Origin of the sequence: Kurthia sp. Dielmo (assembly GCF_000307285.2) — a bacterium.
Classification (GTDB): Bacteria; Bacillota; Bacilli; order Bacillales_A; family Planococcaceae; genus Kurthia; species Kurthia populi.
In genome coordinates, this window is the sequence record NZ_HE578960.1 from 134,361 (window position 1) to 149,911 (window position 15,551).

The 15,551-nt window shown below is 39.3% G+C and carries 16 protein-coding genes and 1 pseudogene; 6 read left to right on the forward strand and 11 right to left on the reverse strand.

What is annotated here, in order from left to right; all coding sequences use genetic code 11:
- Positions 1-42: 42 nt before the first annotated feature.
- Positions 43-498 carry a DUF4306 domain-containing protein gene (locus KTHG_RS14170; RefSeq protein ID WP_139994510.1) on the reverse strand — a complete coding sequence of 152 codons (456 nt, stop codon included), beginning with the start codon at positions 496-498 and terminating at the stop codon, positions 43-45.
- A gap of 120 nt (positions 499-618) precedes the next feature.
- On the opposite strand from KTHG_RS14170, the gene KTHG_RS14175 reads away from it, so the two are divergent.
- A complete protein-coding gene (locus KTHG_RS14175; protein WP_255512475.1) occupies positions 619-981 on the forward strand; it encodes a hypothetical protein in 363 nt (120 codons plus the stop codon).
- 45 nt (positions 982-1,026) lie between these two features.
- On the opposite strand, the gene KTHG_RS22200 is transcribed toward KTHG_RS14175, so the two are convergent.
- Positions 1,027-1,737, reverse strand: a complete 711-nt coding sequence (locus tag KTHG_RS22200; RefSeq protein WP_370362779.1) for a hypothetical protein — start codon at positions 1,735-1,737, stop codon at positions 1,027-1,029.
- 354 nt (positions 1,738-2,091) lie between these two features.
- Here KTHG_RS22200 and KTHG_RS14190 point away from each other — a divergent pair, with 354 nt between their 5' ends.
- Positions 2,092-2,514 (forward strand): PH domain-containing protein, encoded by a 423-nt coding sequence (locus KTHG_RS14190; RefSeq protein ID WP_139994512.1) that lies wholly within the window; start codon positions 2,092-2,094, stop codon positions 2,512-2,514.
- A 343-nt stretch (positions 2,515-2,857) separates the two neighbouring features.
- On the opposite strand, the gene KTHG_RS14195 is transcribed toward KTHG_RS14190, so the two are convergent.
- Positions 2,858-3,253: an HIT family protein gene (locus KTHG_RS14195; RefSeq protein ID WP_139994514.1), complete on the reverse strand. Its 396-nt coding sequence runs from the start codon at positions 3,251-3,253 to the stop codon at positions 2,858-2,860.
- Positions 3,254-3,637: a hypothetical protein gene (locus tag KTHG_RS14200; RefSeq protein ID WP_139994516.1), complete on the reverse strand. Its 384-nt coding sequence runs from the start codon at positions 3,635-3,637 to the stop codon at positions 3,254-3,256.
- A 902-nt stretch (positions 3,638-4,539) separates the two neighbouring features.
- Here KTHG_RS14200 and KTHG_RS14205 point away from each other — a divergent pair.
- The 4 genes from KTHG_RS14205 to KTHG_RS14220 all read left to right on the forward strand — a co-directional run bounded on the left by KTHG_RS14205 (position 4,540) and on the right by KTHG_RS14220 (position 8,992).
- Positions 4,540-4,812, forward strand: coding sequence for a hypothetical protein (locus KTHG_RS14205; protein WP_126989783.1), 273 nt, complete (start codon positions 4,540-4,542; stop codon positions 4,810-4,812).
- A 24-nt stretch (positions 4,813-4,836) separates the two neighbouring features.
- Positions 4,837-5,484, forward strand: coding sequence for an HAD hydrolase-like protein (locus tag KTHG_RS14210; RefSeq protein WP_139994518.1), 648 nt, complete (start codon positions 4,837-4,839; stop codon positions 5,482-5,484).
- A 132-nt stretch (positions 5,485-5,616) separates the two neighbouring features.
- A complete protein-coding gene (ltaS, locus tag KTHG_RS14215) occupies positions 5,617-7,587 on the forward strand; it encodes a lipoteichoic acid synthase (protein WP_139994520.1) in 1,971 nt (656 codons plus the stop codon).
- 133 nt (positions 7,588-7,720) lie between these two features.
- The gene (locus KTHG_RS14220) at positions 7,721-8,992 is read left to right on the forward strand and encodes a hypothetical protein (RefSeq protein WP_139994522.1); all 1,272 of its coding nucleotides are present in this window, start codon (positions 7,721-7,723) and stop codon (positions 8,990-8,992) included.
- Between the two features lie 141 nt (positions 8,993-9,133).
- On the opposite strand, the gene KTHG_RS14225 is transcribed toward KTHG_RS14220, so the two are convergent.
- The 7 genes and pseudogenes from KTHG_RS14225 to KTHG_RS14255 all read right to left on the reverse strand — a co-directional run.
- A complete protein-coding gene (locus tag KTHG_RS14225; RefSeq protein ID WP_139994524.1) occupies positions 9,134-10,258 on the reverse strand; it encodes an iron-containing alcohol dehydrogenase family protein in 1,125 nt (374 codons plus the stop codon).
- A gap of 9 nt (positions 10,259-10,267) precedes the next feature.
- Positions 10,268-11,464: an acyl-CoA dehydrogenase family protein gene (locus KTHG_RS14230; RefSeq protein ID WP_139994526.1), complete on the reverse strand. Its 1,197-nt coding sequence runs from the start codon at positions 11,462-11,464 to the stop codon at positions 10,268-10,270.
- An 11-nt stretch (positions 11,465-11,475) separates the two neighbouring features.
- A complete protein-coding gene (locus KTHG_RS14235) occupies positions 11,476-12,144 on the reverse strand; it encodes a methionine ABC transporter permease (RefSeq protein ID WP_126989777.1) in 669 nt (222 codons plus the stop codon).
- 106 nt (positions 12,145-12,250) lie between these two features.
- A pseudogene (locus tag KTHG_RS14240) lies at positions 12,251-12,916 on the reverse strand (methionine ABC transporter ATP-binding protein); the annotation flags it as partial.
- 33 nt (positions 12,917-12,949) lie between these two features.
- Positions 12,950-13,996, reverse strand: coding sequence for an LLM class flavin-dependent oxidoreductase (locus KTHG_RS14245; protein WP_139994530.1), 1,047 nt, complete (start codon positions 13,994-13,996; stop codon positions 12,950-12,952).
- Between the two features lie 11 nt (positions 13,997-14,007).
- Positions 14,008-15,066, reverse strand: coding sequence for an LLM class flavin-dependent oxidoreductase (locus KTHG_RS14250; RefSeq protein ID WP_126989774.1), 1,059 nt, complete (start codon positions 15,064-15,066; stop codon positions 14,008-14,010).
- 12 nt (positions 15,067-15,078) lie between these two features.
- The coding region (locus tag KTHG_RS14255) for a 4-hydroxyphenylacetate 3-hydroxylase C-terminal domain-containing protein (RefSeq protein WP_305000245.1) at positions 15,079-15,551 on the reverse strand (473 nt) is incomplete at its 5' end.

The following is a 15,551-nucleotide window of genomic DNA, read 5'->3' on the forward strand; positions in this document are numbered from 1 at the left end:
GACGAAAAAAAAGACCATGAACGCCAATGTTCGTGGCTTTTTTTATTGGACTGCGGGTTTCCAGAATTTAAAGGATAATGCGCTATTTATAAGCGCCATGCTAAGCAGCAGCCAGAACAACAGAATGCCCCCAGTCGTCGATGCATTGAATAAGACTATACTAGCGCCAATGAATAGTACACTGACAACACCAGTCAACAGCTGACCAGCTTTCGAGTAATGCCTGACTACCCAATGACGCAGGACAAAGTAGCTATAGCATAAGCTAATAAGCATCAAAATAGGAAAAACCGGCTGATATTTCGCCGCATAGACTAAAAAATCTAGCTGGCTAATTTCCTGCCCCGTCACAATCGAAATTCCAAATAGCTGTGAAAAAGGCGTTGTATACGCCCACTCCCAAGGAATATCCCTGACCGCACTTCCCTCGTACAGCGCACAAATAGCCGCTACTACGAAAAGAATGCCGCCGAGTAAAAGCTGTGTTATGTATTTCATAATTTGCACCTCTTAAATAATGGAGCGCATATAGTGGGGTGGTGGTTGCCAACATAAAAACGAATACGTACTATATAATAAAAAGGAAGAAGCCCATACTAAAACAAGGACGTGACACAAATGCGCCAACGAAAAAATACACATGTACTGAAAAAAGAGCAACAAGCGCCATCTGTAGAAGAAGAACCGTATCCTTTTTGTCATCTTTATGCGCAGGAGTCATGGCATGGCGAAGCCTATATTAGCGCAACACGAGCAGGTCTTGAAAAATTGCGTGATGCGATTAATCTGACGCTTGAAAAAGGAAACACGAAAAATACATTTTGGCCAAATGATTTAGAGAGCTATGATTTATTTATTAATTGCTTAGAGGAGGAAAATTTCAACACATTATCACTCCCCTACACATTGAATATCCATCAGCCAGAAGGAAATCAGCCATATGATTTTTCGAAAAAGCCATATTATATGCTGGATGAATGAAAAAAAAGGTACTGCATCTAATGCAATACCTTTTTTCGTATAAGCTTAGCCATTATGCTTCAAATACTGTTGAACGGCTTCAATAGCACAGTTTTCTAAATCAATGCCTAGCTTTTCTAGTCGCCGGATGACGACTTCTGTTTTTAGAGCACCATGTTGTTGCCATTCGACAGGCACATCTTGTGGTGCAAAGATTTTACGCTTCATTTCATCTATCCATTTTTTCCGGTACATTTGAAAGCCCATCTCAATATACTCATCTGGCAAACAAACATAGCCATGCTCAATTTCATGGTCTTCACTAAACCCAAACTCAAAACCACAGCACCCACATATATCGAAGGTAGCTTTATATTCTCCGTCTTCAAAGACCGGATTAGTTAATCCCTCAAAGCCACAAATCGGACAAGGATATATTCCTTTTTCGTCCTCTTCCTCTGGGATTGTGACATCTTCTAACGCATCAATTCCACATTTTGATACGTCCAAACCCAAATTTTTAAATTGTGCTATAAGGACTTCTAGCTTAATCGCACCATTTTCCTGAATAGCAGCGGGGATATTTTGCGGTGCAAATAACTGACACTCTTCCTCATCTATCCATTTTTTTCGGTACAGTTGAAAAGCCGCTTCAATAAACTGTACAGGCAGTCGAACATAGCCATGCTCAAGCCCCTTATGCTCACTCACACCAAACTCAAAACCACAGCAATCACAGGTCTCAAATGTTTCATGATATGTTCCATTAACAAACACTGGTTTCTCTAAATTTTCAAAGCCACAAACTGGGCATGTATGTAAATCGTTAATGCGTCCTCAATCCTTTGTCTTTTAGTTCTACAATAATTTATTCTATCTCTTTTCTCAAAAAATGTGTTGCAATAAGTACAAGACATAAAATCTCTGTTAAAAAATATCTAGTAGCACTTAACTACAATTTATCTCATGTATCACTACTTGTAGTAATGTTATTCCAAACAAAGATGCACCTGCTTTTTTAAAACAGCCTTTTTTGAAAAATATCCTCTGAAGACATCTCAGTGATTTCCGCTTTATGTCTCGCTATTAATTCCATTTAAATGGTAACATAAATAGTAAGGAGGTGCATTTATGCGATTTTCATCACGTAAAGATATTTCGATGAGCTTACTCATTTGGATCCCTATTTTTCTATGTCTCGGCACCATTTATGCGACAATTACGACTCAAATCAGCATCCTGACGATTTTGTTGATGCTTGCTATCATTGTTTTATTTAGCTCATTTTGGTTTAATACGCACTATACAATTGAAAAAAAGCATGTAAAGATTTCATATGGCCCAATTACCAAACGAATTCTCATTTCGGAAATCACAGCAATTCGTAAAACCAAAAACCCCTTCACAGCACCAGCACTCTCGATGCAGCGTATTGAACTCACCTACGACAACTATCATACAGTTCAAATTTCACCAAAAGAGACACAGCGCTTCATTATGGAATTGACGAACAAAAACGCAGAAATTCAAGTGGATGCGGCATTGTTCAAATGAAAAAAATCATTCTTCTTTTTCATACAGGAATTTGATTCATCGATAACTGTCCATCATGTTGATGAAGTGCATCGAGTTGAAGAAATGAATGTTGCACAGAAGTAACAGCCGGTGATGCCAAAGAAAATTTCTATCCTACAGGTGCAGTTGGCTTCTCCCTAGAAAGCTCACTTCAGCTATTTGAAGCCACCTGTTGCATAATTGGCATGACTTATCTACCGTCTTTTTTACGTTACAGCGTCAATCACCTAATAGATGACCAGCTCGCACGATGTGCAAAGGCGTATAGTGTGAGGGAGTTTTGAATAATTATTGGATATTTACGCCATAGAAAAACGCCTGACTATTTCGCCAGACGTTTTAACCGCAATTTTACTGTTTCAAGAGCTGCCTCTTTTTGGTTTACGATCTGATGCTCCCAAAAGTTATCACCCTTATACCGCGGCACGAGATGCACATGAAAATGTGTACCTTCATCCATAATCGCCCCATTATTTTGAATGACACTTACGCCATGCACCAACAACTCCTGTTCAAAAATTGTGATAATCGCCTTCTCAAGCTTATGTAGTTCTAATAACTGTAACTCTGACAGCTCGCGTAAATCCATGAGATGTTCCTTAGAAAGAATAAGTACATGCCCTTGTTGAATCGGATCAATGTCAAAAACAACCTTAAAATGCGCTGTTTCCGTAAGAATTTGTGCCGCTGTGATGCTATGGCAAAAAATGCACGTCATTTAATCAGTCCTTTTCTCTATAATCAAATAGCGATTATCTTCTATATGATAGACTAGCTCTTCATTGCTCAGCTTCACAGTTTTTACATCTGTTTTATCATCTGCAAATACAAGTAAAAAGCGGTCATCAAGCATATCAATGCCTCGATTATTCCCCGTAAATTCAATATCCATATATTCTTCAATCGCTTTATCTGAAGTATAAGGTATCATAATTCCCACATTTGTCCATTCCGTATTCGTGACCTCTTTTAAATCAATCTTTGTTTCGCCCGCCTTCACCGCAGACGCAATTTTATATTCGGTACTCGTTAGTTTCATGACACCTGCTACGATGAAAATAACTGCTATAGCACCTACAATACCTATCATAATCTTTTTCATAACAATCTCCTCCATATAAGAGAAGACGCCGCTTCGTACACAGAAGCTTCTTCTTTTACTATTTAATAGAAATTCTCATTGATTTTTGTGATTTCCAAAAGCAAGTTCCTTTTCTTAATTACAATTAATTTATTAACAAATTAATTCACTAACTAACTAATTGATAAATTAATTTATTAAGTGAAATCTTTTCAAATACTTAAAATCGCAACCTAATATCGATACTAACGCATTCGTTTTCCTAACGTGTTCATTTCAAACAATTTTTCAAAAAGCAGCCATTCATTTTCGTCATTAGCCGAGAGAGCGTGTTTTGGATACAACATATTTCTAAATATGTGCCAAACAACGTCTTTTCACCTATGATAAAACCTTCTATTTATCATTCATCCTGCATATCCTGTCAACCAAAATTTTTATTTACTATTTTTATAGCGTTTGTTTACTATTTTTAAGGAAGCCATTCGGTGGTTTTTTACCGAAAATTAAACAAAAGAGGTTCATTTCGCTTCCCTGGCGGTTAATTCCCCGTCAAAATTCACACAATTTGCAGCGTTACATGACATTTATTCGAAAAATGACACCAATGTCTATATTTCCGGTAGAGCACCCAAATAAGCCCAAAAAAGCAGAAAAAGGAGCGTTTTGTGTTATAACGTAATCACCTTATTTAACAAACTATCGTAACTATCCGCTTCTCCTTATTATTTATTTGTTTTAATGCTGATTCTAAGCAAATCTTTATTACGTATACAGCCCTATCTACATGCACATGTCGCATATTCCTAGATATGTCGTATCCAAAACACGCTTTCTGGGGTTATGAGCGATTTCTGATTGTTCATTTAAAAATGCAACCTCCCACTTTTCACCCCCGTCCTATTCCAAAAGGAGTGGATAATATGTTATTACTGATAACAATTACTGCAGCGCTCACCGCGATTTCAGTGCCCGTCTTTGCTTCACGGACAAAATCTCAACGTAATCTATTCATCAGCTTTACTGCCTGCATCGTGGCGATATGCTGTCAGATGACGATGCAACACCAGTTTGTCTTAGCAAATGATACGAGCGCCTTAGCGGATACAAGCGCTTTTACGCTAAAGGCCTGTATCACACTTGCTGTATTGACTGCTCTACTCAATATGATGCATTTACGTAAAATTCAGGACTAGTTTAGTAGAAACGGGGAATTACATATGGAACATGCTATTTTTTTTGATATGGATGGGACATTGTTTCAAACAAATTTAATTTTAGAGCCCGCACTTAAAGCAACTTTCGAGCACTTACGCACGAATAATCTCTGGAGTGGTGAGACGCCGCTCAAGCTTTATCGCGACATTATGGGGGTCCCGCTTCCTATTGTATGGGAGAAATTATGCCCGATGCACTCGGACGCTACACGGGAGGCTAGCAATACCTTCTTTCAACAAGCATTGATTCATGAAATTGAACAAGGCACTGGTGCGTTATATACAGGTGTAGAGGAAACGCTCGCACAGCTTTCAGAGAAATTTCCACTCTATATCGCAAGCAATGGGCAACTTCCCTATTTAAATGCGATTGTGGAGCATTTTGCATTGCATCGCTATATTCAAAAGGTGTATAGTATTGAAGGTATTCGTTCAGGTAACAAATCCGAGCTTGTAGCGAATGCGCTAAAAGAACAGCATATTACATCAGGCTTTGTGGTCGGTGATCGTGCATCAGATATTGCGGCAGCGGCGGATAATGGCCTTGTCTCCATTGGCGTCTGTTTCGACTTCTCTCAAGCATCTGAACTTAAGAAAGCAGACCATATTGTGCCACATTTTGACAAATTGGTGTCAATTATTTTAAAATAAGCAAAACTCCATATAACACAGGTGGTTTCACAAGTTTTTACACTGTTCAATGGAACCTTTTTACGGTAAAATCGTTCTTAAATATGTTTTTTCATAATAATAATAGTAATTTTATAAAGCAGGTGGAAACGTATGTTGAAAAACAACAAATTCTCGCTGAATCACTTTGCGGGAATTTATGCTGTAGCTGTCATCGTGCTTTGGATTAAAACGTATATTGTACAAATCACACAATTTAATCTTGAAGTAAAAGGCGTTTTACAGCATTTCTTATTATTCATTAACCCGTTAGGCGCGGTTATGCTGTTGTTAGCAATTTCGTTCCTATTCAAAAAAGACAAACGAAAATTGACCGCATTAGTCGTTATTTACACGTTAGTGACGATTTTATTATTCGCAAATGCTGTGTATTATCGCTTCTTTAGCGATTTCATCACATTACCGACTGTTACACAAACACAAAACTTCGGTGATTTAGGTGGTAGTGTCTTATCATTATTACATGTGACAGATATTTTATACTTTGTCGACGTAGCGTTATTAATTTACCTACGTGTGAAAAAGAAAAATGTCTTAACTGGCGATAAACGCATTACTGCTAAAAAAGGTAGCACGTTAGTAACGGCTGCCATCGCGGTTTCTTTATTCAACTTAGCATTAGCTGAAATGGACCGCCCACAATTATTATCTCGCGGTTTTGACCGTTCATACATCGTGAAATACTTAGGTATGTACAACTATACATTGTATGATTCAGTAGAAACGGCACAAGCATCATCACAACGTGCGCTTGCAGATAGTAATGATATCTCAGAAGTGTTAAACTACACACGCTCTAACTACGCAGCGCCAAATAAAGAGTACTTTGGTGTCGCAAAAGATATGAACGTTGTTTATTTACACTTAGAGTCGTTCCAAACATTCTTATTGAACTATAAGATTAACGGTGAAGAAGTCACACCATTCTTAAATAAACTAACAAAAAATAATGAAACATTGTATTTTGATAATTTCTTCCACCAAACTGGTCAAGGTAAAACATCCGATGCTGAGTTTATGTTAGAAAACTCATTATTCGGTTTACCACAAGGCTCTGCGTTTATTACGAAGGGACAAAATACGTACCAAGCAGCACCAAATATTTTAAAAGATAATGGCTACACATCTGCTGTATTCCATGGTAATAACGGTAGCTTCTGGAACCGTAACGTGATTTATAAACAATTCGGTTACGATGAATTCTATGATGCGAGCTATTATGATACATCATCTGATAAAGATATGGCTGAATATGGCTTACTTGATAAACCATTCTTCACACAATCTCGTCCGATGTTAAATGATTTACCACAGCCATTCTATACGAAGTTAATTACAGTAGGTAACCACTTCCCTTATAAAATGGACCAAGATTTAGTTACAATCGATAAAGAAACAACGGGTGACGCCAGTGTCGATGACTACTTCCAAACAGCTCGCTACTTAGATGAATCGGTTAAACAATTCTTCAAACAGTTAGAAAAAGATGGTCTTGCGGATAACACAATGGTCGTTCTTTACGGTGACCACTATGGTATCTCAAGCAACCACAACAAAGCGATGGAACAAATCATTGGTAAGGAAGTTACACCTTATGAAAACGCTGGTCTACAACGTGTTCCTTTATTCATTCACGTACCAGGTATGCAAGGTGGCGTAAAACATACGTATGGTGGTCAAATCGATATGCTGCCAACAATTTTACACTTACTTGGCGAAGATACACAAAAATACGTTCAATTAGGTACTGACTTATTATCAAAAGACCATAAGGAAGTTGTCGCATTCCGTAATGGTGATTTCACAAGCCCATCAGTTTACTCAATTGATGAAAAAGTATACGATACGAAAACAGGTAAACAGCTAGACCCTGAAAAGAAAAAGGATTTAGCACGTATTGAAAAAGCGAAAGAAACAAGTGCTGAAGTAAGTACGAAATTAGGGATTTCAGATCAAATCGTTAATGGTGACCTCTTACGTTTCTATACACCGACTGACTATAAACCAGCAGATCCATTGAAGCTTGATTACACAAATCCAGATCCAAATGCTACTGGTAAATAAAAAAAGCCCGTTCCTTTAGAGGAGCGGGTTTTTTCTTGTTTTTGGGAAAACTATCAAAAAAATAATATTTTCCTGTGCATGTATTGTAATTATTTGAGACAATAAAAGAAGGAAAATAATAGGAGGTGTTTTTTTGGATTTACAGACCATCATGTCAACCTACGGCAATACCCATTTACAAATGGCGTATTTCTATACAGAAGACTGGCACGCTGCAGAGGAAGTCCTGCAAAAAGTTTTTCTTGCAGCATCTAAAAGCAATGTAAAATCAACTGAATTCGAAACCATGCTATTAAAGGATACAATGAATTTCAGTAAACAGTATGTCCAGAAAAAGAAAAAAACTGTACCATTTAAACAATCTACAAAGTTAAAGGACGTTATTATTTTAGCGGAGTATGCGCATTTACATTCGTATGAAATCAGTAAATTTCTAACGTATTCTGAGCCCAAGGTCGATAAAATGCTTGCGAAAGCCTATGAGACTTTGAATAAAGATCTTTTCGAGCGCTCTCATGAAGACCACTTTGACGAAGCGATGCAGGCACGTATTACGGCACACATCGAAAATGTGCCCTTACAAAAACGTCCAAAAGACCTTATATACCCACTAATCATGGCGGGCATTGGTGTTGTTCTTATTCTTTTATTTATGACGACCATGAATACCGACTACACATTCTCAACATCCACTGTCCCAACGGATGAGTCAATTCAAAAAGTCTATGTTAGCGACGCTTGGGATGAAGATGCTTTTAGTGCAACAACATCCTTTTTAGATTTAGATACAACTGTGATGAAAAATGAGAAAAAAATCAAGTTGCTTGAACAGTATGTAAAAAACGCAAAAGAAACAACACTTCCGAAAAATGTAGAGCCTAATGTCGACCTCATTATCAACTATGCAAATGACGAAATGTTTGCATACCGAGTCTATACAGAGGATGGCAACTATTGGCTATCTAATAGAGCGACGAACAAAGTGTATGGCGGAAAATTTTCAGGTGATGATTGGTTCTTTTACGAGCTTACAGAGAGTAAGAATACTTGGATTTTCTTCCTGTTTATTGTCTTTACTAGTTTCATCTTGCCAATGATTATACAGCTGTCTAGAAATCGCTCTAAATTCATTCCCCGAAGCTATTATTACGTATCTGAACAGCATCGTTTGCTACACATCATTGCGATTGTTGCTGCAATTGCCTTTACGTTTTTCGGCTTTTTACATGACAGTCGGTTCCTTATTCTCTATATAATCTGCTTTTCATTTATTCCTTTTATCGTCGATTTTTATTATGAATATCGCTATGATCGACTCTTTAAAAAATACATCGATACAGTTATAACGTATAGCTATTTGGTGCTAATAATTATTATTTATACGTTTCTTACAACGTATTTTTAAATAAAAGTGACTGGGACAAAAGTGTAAGACACCCTCTCCTAGAAGCATAAGAAAAACCGGAATCGTGCTGTGACGCGCTTCCGGTTTTTTGTTGCGAACATTAAAAAAGGAAAATGACGTGTTTTGTCCCAGCCTCTTTTTCTAAATCCCCTTATAAAACTCAAACAACGTCTCCGGTGTAAATGCAACGGGATTATTTAGCATATTGCCTGAAAAGCTATCGTCGACAATACGCTGAAGTTCGGCATCAGTTGTCACACCAAGCTCTGCCCATGTTGTGCGTAGTTGTAAATGAGCTTTTAACTTTTCAATGGCTTGCGCTAAATGATGCGCATCGTTAAATCCTAGCTCACGACTAATGGCTTCTAAGCGGCCATCATCTTGTGCATTTGTTGCATTATGTACCCAGAAGGCTGGTAGCGTAAAGGCGCATGCCTCGCCATGTGGCACACCAAGCTGCTCCGTTAAGGGGTATGAGCATGCATGTGCCGCAGCAGTTTGCGTTAAATTAAAGGCCATACCAGCTGCTACAGAGGCTTCCGCCATTTTCGTACGGACCGTAATATCCTCTGGGTGGTCATAAGCCTTCGGTAAATAATCAAATACAAGACGCGCCGCATGCTTCGCAAATAAATCCGTAAATGGCTGATGTTTTACGCTATACAATGCCTCAAGGGAATGTGCCAGTACATCAATACCGCTTGTTGCCGTCACTTTTTGCGAACAGCTTACTGTTAATAAGGGGTCAATTAGTGCATAACTTGCATAAAGAAGCGCGTCATTTAGTGGTGCTTTTTTGCCTGATACCGTATCCGTTAATACCGATACTTTTGTAATTTCACTTGCAGTGCCAGCTGTCGTCGGAATCGCAATCAGCGGCAGTCCAGCTTTTTCAAGTATGTACTGACCGTCAAAATACGTCTGTACAGATGCCGTGGTGGGCGCTAGTACAGCCGCTACTTTCGCGGCATCAAGTACACTACCTCCACCAAGTGCAATTGCAAAATCATACTGCTCCTCACGTAGTAAATCTACGCAGTCCTGTGTGTTTTGAATCGTTGGATTTGGCTGAATATCATAAAACACCTCTTGTAGCGTTGGGTTTTGCTCCTTAATTTTCGCAACCGTTCCATTTTGAATCATTGATTTTGTCGAAATGATCAATCCTTTTGTTCCATGCAATCGTGTAATAATTTTCGGTAGTTTGTCGAGTGCACCGATACCAAATTCAATGGGCACTTGTTGGTTAAATTCAAATGTTGTCATGATTCGCTCCTAGTAATAGCCATTTATCGGTAATTCTTCGTCATTTACTAAATAATGGCCAATGTCTTTTGCTTTATATGAAGAAGGATTATGCGAGGCAATGGTACGTAAATTCCGCCAATGTCTGTCAAGTTGTGCCCCGCGTCTTGTTGCAGAAGCTCCACCAACATCAAAAAGCTTTGTCGCCGCTTCTAATGAAATTTTCTCAGCAATAATTTTCAAATAGGCTGCTTGTAATGCTGCTTCATGCTGATACTGCGCAAATTCAGCCGTCCCACGATGAGCAATCGCCTCATCCAATGCGGTTGCCGCCTGTGCTAAGGCTGTTTTCACTGTAAAATTAGTTGCCTGTAATTCTCCAATTGTTTGCAGTAGAATCGGGTCAATTGATGCGTGCTCTGCGGCACCATGTGTAAAAGTTCGTTGGCGATTTTTTACTAGTGCTATGCTGTCTTTGACGATGCTTTCAACAATCCCTGCTGCAACGGCTTGTAAAAATAATTGGCGAACTGGCACATACTGCTGCTTTTCACGAACTAATTCCACTACTTCATGCGTCTCTACGGCTACCCCTGTAAACGTTGTAGAGCCGCTCGCAGTTAATTGTTGCCCGAAGCCATCCCAATCATCGAATACTTGTACTCCTAGTCGATTAGTTGGAATAAATGCCACAAACACGCGATTCTCTTCACCAGCAGCAAGTACATATACATAATCTGCATATAATGTACCGGTTGTAAAATACTTCCTCCCATTTAATGTATATCCTGTTGCGGTTTTCGTCAACGTCGTATCATACTGTTTACTACCTTGAGGCTTGGCTGAAATCTCTGTTGTAGCATTTCCAACAAGCGCACCGTCTGCCACTAATTGCAGGCGGCGCGTTCGTTCCGCACTAGCTGGTGCTGCCAAATTATCCTCTACGAAAATAAAATGCGAACGCAATGCATGTGCAACGTCTGGGTCAGCAGTTGCGATACGTCGAATCACTTCAAACAATTCCTGATTAGTAATACCGCTCCCACCAAGTTCCTTTGGCAAACGCAATGCTCCGAGATTTGCTTCTTTAATCCACTCAATCGCCTTCGTCGGTAAAAGACGCGCATCCTGTCCACGGCGTAGCTCTGCATCTGCTTGAATGCTTTCTAGCAAGTTTTCAAATGCTTGTGAATTTATGTTAATCGGTTCTGTTTCTACTTTAACCATTTCATTTCCTCCTATACATTTCGTTTATCTAGTTTTTTAGCAGTTTGATTTCCTACAAATTGAATCACTTGAACAATGACCACTAATAGCACGACCATAAAGAGCATGACGTCTGTTTGGAAACGGTAATAGCCATAACGAATTGCTAAATCCCCAATGCCCCCACCACCAACAATTCCTGCCATTGCAGAGTAAGAGATAAAACTAATTGTGGTAACTGTTAATGCCAGTAAAATACCCGAGCGCGCTTCGTTTAATAAGACATCTTTAATAATTAAATGCTTCGGTGTGCCGATCGCAATTGCCGCTTCGATTGTTCCTTTTGGTACTTCTTTCAAGGCTTGCTCAACAAGACGCGCAAAATAAGGAATTGCGGCAATAGATAAAGGCACAGATGCTGCAAGCGGTCCAACAGTTTCACCAACAATCATGCGTGTCACTGGGATAAGCACTACTAGCAAAATGATAAATGGAAATGAACGAATCAAGTTAATGACCATATTAAGTAAACGATTAACCGTCGTATTTTGCTGAATTGAGCCTTGCTCCGTTAAAAAAACATATACGCCGAGTGGAGTCCCTAAAACAATTGCAGCCACTAATGAAAAACTAACCATCAATGCCGTTTGTCCAACACTCTCATAAATTTCCGGTAATAGTGGCAAAATATTATCAAACATGTACGACCTCTCCTTTCAACGCTTGTGCTGACTCTTTGCGACGGTTTTCAACGAGCAAATGACCAATACGCGTCGTTGCTGAAGTCGGTGCTTGTGATAAAACTAACTCCTCTTGCACGCGCCCCTCTTCCATCACTGCAACTCGGTGACATAATGTATTGACGACATCCATCTCATGTGTCACAACCACAAGTGTTACACCAAGCTGTTCATTAATAGATTTTAAGAAATCTAAAATATTTTCCGTTGTTTGTGGATCTAAAGCAGATGTCGGTTCATCACATAATAATACTTTTGGATTTAATACGAGCGCACGCGCAATTGCTACACGCTGTTTTTGCCCACCACTTAATTGTGATGGATAATGCCTTGCTTTATCCGTCAACTCCACCACTTTTAAAATATGCTCAATCCGTTCAGCACGTTCCTTTTTAGGTACACCTGCAGCTTTTAAAGCAAATTCAATATTGCCGACCACTGTTTTATTCAGCAATAAATTAAAATGCTGAAAAATCATGCCAATTTCATGTCGTTTTTTTTCAAGTTGTTTTGGCTTTAAGGCTGTTAACTCTTCACCATCAAACCAGACTTCACCTGTCGATGGCTGTTCAATTAAGTTAATGAGTCGTAGTAACGTTGATTTCCCTGCACCACTAAATCCAATAATGCCGAAAATCTCCCCCTGCTTCACCGTAAGTGACGTATCATGCACTGCCTGAAACGATGATTTTTTCGACTTATATGCCTTACTCACATTTTTTAATGTAATCAATCACAGCACCCTTTCTGTTGTATACTTATCAATTTACTTGGTATTTAATGCGAAAGAATTTACTCGCGGTACTACCTGTTCATAGAATACTGGCAATTCTTGCAACGGATGGCGAAATGCTATTAAAATTTTTTCAATACCAATCGCTTCAAGTGCTTTAATTTTCTCTACAACCTGCTCATAACTACCAATTAGACCAACACGAAAGCCTTCATTATTGGCAACAAAATCGTTAATTTCTTTCGCATTTTTCCACATACCTTTCGTTTCCTTACTCTTTTTAAACTGTTCAATCGCTGCTTCATCCGCCTGTTCTAAAATATGTGCATACTCGCGCTGTGCCTCTTCCTCTGTTTCACGTGCAATCACATAGGCCGCCACCGCATATTTTACTGTGCGCTTATTTGTAAAACCTCGGACTGCTTCAATTTGTTCAATTAGTTCTTCAACTGGCGCACCATTCATAAAATAAATATCTGAGTTTGCTGCCGCAATCCGCTGTGATTCCTCTGAATTTCCGCCTTGATAAATTGCTGGATATGGTTTTTGTATCGGTTTCGGTGACAATGTTCCACCATTAATTTTGTAAAAGTCTCCGTCAAAATGAAAATTATCCTTCGTCCATAATCCTTTTACTACTTGTAAATACTCCTCTGAGCGACGATAACGATCTGCATGCTGAATCCATTCGATACCAAAGGCTTCCTGCTCCGCCTTAAACCAACCACTCACTAAATTAATATGAAAACGTCCATTAGAAATCACATCTAATGTAGCGCCTGCTTTTGCTAATGTTACGGGATGGATGAACCCTGGTAATATAGCAGCCAATAAATGTACCTTTTCTGTTTTCATCGCCATCGCGCTAATGATACTAAGTGGATCAAGCTGTCCTGAGTCTGAAGCTGAACCGCCAATACGCCCTACATAACGCACTGGATATAAAATACCTTCCACACCTAATCGATCTGCTAATTGTGCCAATTCAATATTGTAAGCAATATCGCTACGCTTTTCTTGTACGACATGTGAGCGTAAAAATCCTCCACTCACATTACCTCCCCATGTTAAAAAATTCATAATAATTCCTCCTATACCGTTACTGGATTGAATTTCGGTAACACATCTTTACCAAAACGTGTCGCTTCTTCTGCATGTGGGAAGCCAGATAAAACAAAGTGTGTAATGCCCACATTGACATAGTCATCAAGTGCTTCTTTTACCTGATCTGGTGTGCCAACGATTGCGGTCCCTGCACCTTTTCTTACTTTCCCAATGCCGGTCCAGCTATATTTGTCGAAGCGGTCTGTTTTTGCGGCAATTTCCGTCATACGCTGCTGTGCGACAGAGTCACTGCCCGATTTAATTTGCTGAATCGACTGCTGTACATCCGTATCAATTTGGCTAATAATATGATGCGCCGCTGCCCATGCCTCTTCCTCTGTATCACGTACCACAATATGCAGACGAATGCCATATTCTAACGTACGACCATATTTTTTAGCACGCGCCTTTACATCTTGGATTTGTTCACCAATGCGCGCCACTGGTTCACCCCATTGTAAAAACACATCCGCATGCTCGGCCGCAATTTCTTTGGCGATATCAGAAGAGCCACCAAAATAAATTGGAATGCCTGCTTGCTGCTTAAGTGGCGGGAATAACGTCGCATCTGTTGTTTCGAAAAATTCACCTTTATGCGTCACGGAGTCTTCCTGCCATGTTTTTTTAATCACATCTAAAAATTCACCCGTACGTTCATAGCGCTCACCATGCTCTGTATAATCGCCGTCTTTTGCCAGCTCGGTTTGTGAACCACCTGTCACCACATTTACTAATAAACGTCCATCAGAAAACTGATCCAATGTTGCCGCCAGTTTAGATGCCACAGTTGGTGAAATAAAGCCTGGACGGAATGCTACAAGTGGACGAATTTTTTTCGTATGATGAACGATAGCTGAGCCCACTGCCCATGAGTCTAAATAGGGTACGCCTGTTGGAATTAAAATACCTTCAAAACCAGCATCCTCAGCCGCCTGTGCTACTTGCGTAATCGTTTCTAAATTTGCTGGACGCTGCGGTTTTTCCGTCCCTAAAAATTCACCATCGCCATTGGTTGGTGCAAACCAGTAAAAATGTGTATTTGTCATTGTAAATTCCTCCTATAAGATAGACGTAGCAAATTGTTGCCATGCCTCTTTTTTTGTATGTTGTTTATAGTAATTCGCATAGGTTCTTACGGGGTCTCCCGAATAAAAACGCTCATATAATTCATGGCGTGCTCCGAGCTGACTGCCAACTAAATCCCATGCTACTTTATTCAATAATGTGCGGTCATATCCATTCAATGAGGCACCTTCAAAATAGGAATGCCATTCTGGATGTACATCAAATAATTCAAGTGTCGCAGGTGTTTGAAGTAAGCCTGATGCACTTAGCTTTTGAATAATTTCAATCGCTTTCGGATAATAGGTCGTTCCTAAATTTCGTGCAGTCGCCAAATATTGCTTGTTCGGTAAATATACACCGTTAATTAATTGCCCTGTTTGCTGAGCTGTTTGAAGTAAGGCCTTAATGACCTCAATTTGTGAAAATAGCGTTGCTAATTCATTTTGAACATGTAAGAAAGACGTAA

Excerpts from the sequence above, each read along its gene's own strand:
- KTHG_RS14225 (WP_139994524.1), bottom strand. The coding sequence starts at position 10,258 with ATGACAACATTTGAATTTAACCAACAAGTGCCCATTGAATTTGGTATC.
- KTHG_RS14205 (WP_126989783.1), top strand. The coding sequence starts at position 4,540 with ATGTTATTACTGATAACAATTACTGCAGCGCTCACCGCGATTTCAGTG.
- KTHG_RS14170 (WP_139994510.1), bottom strand. The coding sequence starts at position 498 with ATGAAATACATAACACAGCTTTTACTCGGCGGCATTCTTTTCGTAGTA.
- KTHG_RS14200 (WP_139994516.1), bottom strand. The coding sequence starts at position 3,637 with ATGAAAAAGATTATGATAGGTATTGTAGGTGCTATAGCAGTTATTTTC.
- ltaS (WP_139994520.1), top strand. The coding sequence starts at position 5,617 with ATGTTGAAAAACAACAAATTCTCGCTGAATCACTTTGCGGGAATTTAT.
- KTHG_RS14245 (WP_139994530.1), bottom strand. The coding sequence starts at position 13,996 with ATGAATTTTTTAACATGGGGAGGTAATGTGAGTGGAGGATTTTTACGC.
- KTHG_RS14195 (WP_139994514.1), bottom strand. The coding sequence starts at position 3,253 with ATGACGTGCATTTTTTGCCATAGCATCACAGCGGCACAAATTCTTACG.
- KTHG_RS14235 (WP_126989777.1), bottom strand. The coding sequence starts at position 12,144 with ATGTTTGATAATATTTTGCCACTATTACCGGAAATTTATGAGAGTGTT.
- KTHG_RS14250 (WP_126989774.1), bottom strand. The coding sequence starts at position 15,066 with ATGACAAATACACATTTTTACTGGTTTGCACCAACCAATGGCGATGGT.
- KTHG_RS14175 (WP_255512475.1), top strand. The coding sequence starts at position 619 with ATGCGCCAACGAAAAAATACACATGTACTGAAAAAAGAGCAACAAGCG.
- KTHG_RS14210 (WP_139994518.1), top strand. The coding sequence starts at position 4,837 with ATGGAACATGCTATTTTTTTTGATATGGATGGGACATTGTTTCAAACA.
- KTHG_RS14230 (WP_139994526.1), bottom strand. The coding sequence starts at position 11,464 with ATGGTTAAAGTAGAAACAGAACCGATTAACATAAATTCACAAGCATTT.
- KTHG_RS14190 (WP_139994512.1), top strand. The coding sequence starts at position 2,092 with ATGCGATTTTCATCACGTAAAGATATTTCGATGAGCTTACTCATTTGG.